Annotated in this window: 3 protein-coding genes and 1 pseudogene; 1 reads left to right on the top strand and 3 read right to left on the bottom strand. The window is 57.5% G+C overall.

The annotated features are described in order from the left end of the window. Window positions 1-87: 87 nt before the first annotated feature. The 3 genes from ACIQ3A_RS13985 to ACIQ3A_RS13975 all read right to left on the bottom strand — a co-directional run bounded on the left by ACIQ3A_RS13985 (window position 88) and on the right by ACIQ3A_RS13975 (window position 3,634). Window positions 88-1,878, bottom strand: coding sequence for an acyl-CoA dehydrogenase (locus ACIQ3A_RS13985; protein WP_396432333.1), 1,791 nt, complete (start codon window positions 1,876-1,878; stop codon window positions 88-90). Window positions 1,879-1,943: 65 nt separating this feature from the next. Then, complete coding sequence (locus tag ACIQ3A_RS13980; RefSeq protein ID WP_396432332.1) at window positions 1,944-2,876, bottom strand: electron transfer flavoprotein subunit alpha/FixB family protein; 933 nt, start codon at window positions 2,874-2,876, stop codon at window positions 1,944-1,946. Between the two features lie 2 nt (window positions 2,877-2,878). Next, window positions 2,879-3,634, bottom strand: a complete 756-nt coding sequence (locus tag ACIQ3A_RS13975) for an electron transfer flavoprotein subunit beta/FixA family protein (protein ID WP_396432331.1) — start codon at window positions 3,632-3,634, stop codon at window positions 2,879-2,881. Window positions 3,635-3,916: 282 nt separating this feature from the next. Here ACIQ3A_RS13975 and ACIQ3A_RS13970 point away from each other — a divergent pair. Then, window positions 3,917-4,478, top strand: a pseudogene (locus ACIQ3A_RS13970) (ABC transporter substrate-binding protein); the annotation flags it as partial.

Genomic DNA, 4,478 nt, shown 5'->3' with positions numbered 1-4,478 from the left:
ATGCTTGTCAGAACGGGGACACCCAGCCTGAATGGGTCCGCGTGTCGACCTCAATGATGCCGACACGCAGGTCTGAACAAGGTCCGGTCAGAAGGCGTCGAGGGCCATCGCGGTCACACTGCCCGCACCTTCGACGATGCTGTCACGGATGCCGGGGGCTTTGGCGAGGATGTGGTCGGCGTAAAACCGTGCTGTGGTCACTTTGGCCGCCATGAAATCGGCGTCCTGGGCTTGGGCCTCGGGCGTGAGCGCCACCAGCAAGGCCCGGCCCATCTGCCAGCCTGCCATCAGATTGCCCGCCAGCATGAGATAAGGCACGCTGCCTGCAAACACATCGTTCGGGTGGGCTTTGGTATTGCCCGCCACGAACTCCACCACATCGACAAATGCTTCGCGGGCAGCTTTGAGGCGTTTGGCCACCGCTTGTGCATCGGCATGGGGCGAAGCCATCAACTCGACCTCGGTCTGTGCCACCTGGCCTGCCAGCGCTTTGGCGGTCTGCCCACCGTCGCGGGCGGTCTTGCGACCCACCAGGTCATTGGCTTGGATGGCGGTTGTGCCTTCATAGATGGTCAGGATCTTCGCATCGCGGTAGTACTGCGCTGCGCCGGTTTCTTCGATGAAACCCATGCCGCCGTGCACCTGAATACCCAGGCTGGTCACCTCCAGGCTCATCTCGGTGCTGTAGCCCTTGACCAGTGGCACCATGAATTCGTAAAAAGCCAGGTTTTGTTGACGCACGTCAGCATCGGGATGGTGATGCGAAGCATCATAGGCGGCTGCAGCGGTTGAAGCCATGGCGCGGCAGCCTTCGGTGTAGGCGCGCATGGTCATCAGCATGCGGCGCACATCCGGATGGTGAATGATCGGGCCAGCGGCAGGCAAACTGCCATCGACCGGGCGGCTTTGCACGCGGTCGCGAGCGTATTGCACGGCCCGCTGGTAAGAGCGCTGGGCAATCGCAATGCCCTGCACGCCGACCGCATAGCGGGCGGCGTTCATCATGATGAACATGTACTCCAGGCCACGGTTTTCCTGCCCCACCAGAAAGCCGATGCCACCACCCTGGTCACCAAATTGCAAAACGGCAGTCGGGCTGGCCTTGATGCCCATCTTGTGTTCGATGCTCACGCAGTGCACGTCGTTGCGATCGCCCAGCGAACCATCGGGCTTGACCATGAACTTAGGGACCACAAACAGGCTGATGCCCTTCACGCCTTCAGGCGCACCCTGCACTCGGGCCAGCACCAGATGGACAATGTTCTCGGCCATATCGTGTTCACCGTAGGTGATATAGATCTTGGTGCCGAAAATTTTGAAAGTGCCATCGGGTTGTGGCTCAGCGCGGGTGCGCACGGCGGCCAGGTCTGAGCCAGCTTGTGGCTCGGTCAGGTTCATGGTGCCGGTCCACTGGCCTGAGATCAATTTTTCCAGATAGATGGCTTTGAGCTCATCGGAGCCCGCCGTGATCAGGGCTTCGATCGCACCGTCGGTGAGCAAGGGGCACAAGGCAAAGGCCATGTTGGCCGAATTGAGCATTTCCCCGCAGGCTGCACCAATGGTTTTGGGCAGGCCCTGCCCACCAAAGTCGGTGGGATGCTGCAGGCCTTGCCAGCCGCCTTGCGCATATTGCTGATAGGCCTCCTTGAAGCCGGGCGTGGTGGTCACACCGCTGCCGTTGTGGAACGATGGATTTTTATCACCTTCCCAATTCAGGGGCGAGATCACGTCCTGATTGAGCTTGGCACACTCCTCAAGAACGGCTTGCGCGGTTTCCAGCCCGGCATCCTCAAAGCCAGGAATCTGCGCGATTTGGTCGATGCGGGCCAGATGCTCGATGTTGAAAAGCATGTCCTTCAAAGGGGCGATGTAGCTCATGTTTTGTCTCCGTGCATCGTGTGAAAGGTTGAATTCGCAGCTCAGGCAGTGGCCTGCGGCGGAACTCAGAGCGACTGAGTCAACTCAGGCACCGCAGCAAACAGATCGGCTTCGAGGCCGAAGTCAGCCACGCTGAAAATCGGGGCCTCAGGGTCCTTGTTGATTGCCACGATCACCTTGGAGTCCTTCATGCCCGCCAAGTGCTGGATCGCCCCCGAGATGCCGCAAGCGACATACAACTGGGGCGCCACGATCTTGCCGGTCTGACCCACTTGCAAGTCGTTCGCAGCGTAACCGGCATCGACCGCTGCACGGCTGGCACCAATGGCAGCGCCCAGCTTGTCGGCCAGCGGTGTCATGATTTCATTGAATTTTTCCGAACTGCCTAGGGCCCTGCCGCCAGACACGATGATCTTGGCAGCGGTCAGCTCGGGCCGGTCATTCTTGGCGATCTCGCTGCGCGTGAAAGCACTCTTGCCGCTGTCTGCCTGGGCTGCTGCAACTTCCACCGTGGCATGGCCACCGCTCGCGGCAGCAGGGTCAAAACCGGTGGTGCGCACGGTGATCACTTTGGTCGCATCGGTGCTCTGAACAGTGGCCATCGCGTTGCCCGCATAGATCGGGCGCTCAAAGGTGTCGGCCGAAATGACTTGCGTCACATCGCTGATCTGGCCTACGTCCAGTTTGGCGGCCACGCGGGGCGCCACGTTTTTGCCTGCAGCGGTAGCAGGAAACAGAATGTGGCTGTAGTTGGCTGCAATGGCCAGCACTTGCGAGGCGACGTTTTCGGCCAGACCATGCGCCAGGCTTTCGCTGTCAGCGTGGATGACTTTGGTCACACCTGAGATCTGGGCGGCAGCTTGTGCAGCAGCGGCGGCGTTGTGGCCTGCCACCAGCACATGCACATCACCCCCGCAAGCGGCAGCGGCTGTAACGGTGTTCAGGGTGGCGCCCTTGATCGAGGCGTTGTCGTGTTCTGCAATAACGAGTGCGGTCATGGTCAGATTACCTTTGCAACATTTTTTAATTTATCGACCAGGGTGGCCACATCGGGCACCTTGATGCCGGCGCTGCGCTTGGCAGGCTCTGCCACTTTGAGGGTCTTGATACGGGGGGACACATCCACACCGAGGTCTTCGGGCTTGAAGATCTCGAGCTGTTTTTTCTTGGCCTTCATGATGTTGGGCAGCGTCACATAACGCGGCTCGTTCAAGCGCAAGTCGGTGGTCACCACCGCGGGCAGGCTGATGGACAGCACTTCCAGGCCACCATCGATTTCACGGGTGACTTGGGCTTTGCCATCCACGATCTCGACCTTGCTGGCAAAGGTGGCTTGCGGCAAGTCGGCCAGCGCCGCCAGCATCTGGCCCGTCTGGTTGCAATCGTCATCGATGGCTTGCTTGCCCAAAATGATCAAACCGGGCTGCTCCTTGTCCACCAAAGCCTTGAGCAACTTGGCCACCGCCAAGGGCTGCAAGTCCAGGTCAGCGGGGGTTTCGACCAGGATGCCGCGATCAGCACCGATGGCCATGGCCGTGCGCAGAGTTTCCTGGCACTGGGTAACACCGCAAGACACAGCAATGACTTCGGTGGCCAGGCCCTTTTCGCGCAGGCGAACAGCTTCTTCCACGGCGATTTCGTCAAACGGGTTCATGCTCATCTTGACGTTGGCAATGTCCACACCCGAACCATCTGACTTGACGCGTACCTTGACGTTGTAGTCCACCACCCGCTTGACGGGAACGAGAATTTTCATGAAAACATCTCCATTGATATCAAAACCCAAGTGACTTGGAACACCACAATTCTGTTGACGTTACGTAAACGTCAATTGTGCATCAAAACACATTTAAAAAGATAAAAACGCACCAAAAAAGCACGGTCGTTCGAATTTTACAACGGACTTTTTTGCATTTACAACATCCTACCCCCGGGAATTCACCGACCAATCGGTAGGTAAATCAGGGTTACCATCGAATTCGGTATCGAAAAATCCACATAACGATTATGTTTTGTAACAAATAACTGGAGTAATCTGATGAGAAATTCTTTGATTTACGCAGCCACTTTGGCCCTGACAAGCTTCACTGGCCTGGTTCAAGCGCAAACAGTCTTGACCGTTTCAAGTTGGGTACCGCCTACGCACGGCCTGTCGGTGTCTCAAAAAGAATGGTGCGATGACTTGGCAGCCAAAACATCAAACCGTGTTCGTTGCAACATCCTGCCTCGTGCTGTCACCCCTGCTCCAGGCACTTTCGATGCTGTAAAAAATGGATTGGTTGATGTGTCGTTCACTGTTCACGGCTACACGCCAGGACGATTTGTTCTCTCGCAAATCGCGGAGTTTCCTTTTCTGGGCGACCGGGCAGAACCCTTGTCAGTGGCGTTTAACCGCATTGCCAGCAAATACCCCGAATTCGCTGCCGAGCACCAAGGTGTGAAGGTTCTGGGATATTTCACCCATGGCCCTGGTATCGTATTCAATACCAAAAAACCCATCACCCGCGTGGAAGACCTCTCAGGCCTGAAGTTCCGGGTGGGCGGTGGCATGGTGAATGAGATCTCCAAAACCCTGGACATGAACGTCACTCTTAAGCCTG

Origin of the sequence: Limnohabitans sp., assembly GCF_044361985.1 — a bacterium.
Taxonomy (GTDB): domain Bacteria; phylum Pseudomonadota; class Gammaproteobacteria; order Burkholderiales; family Burkholderiaceae_C; genus Limnohabitans_A.
This window is presented reverse-complemented; position numbering and strand designations above follow the sequence as displayed.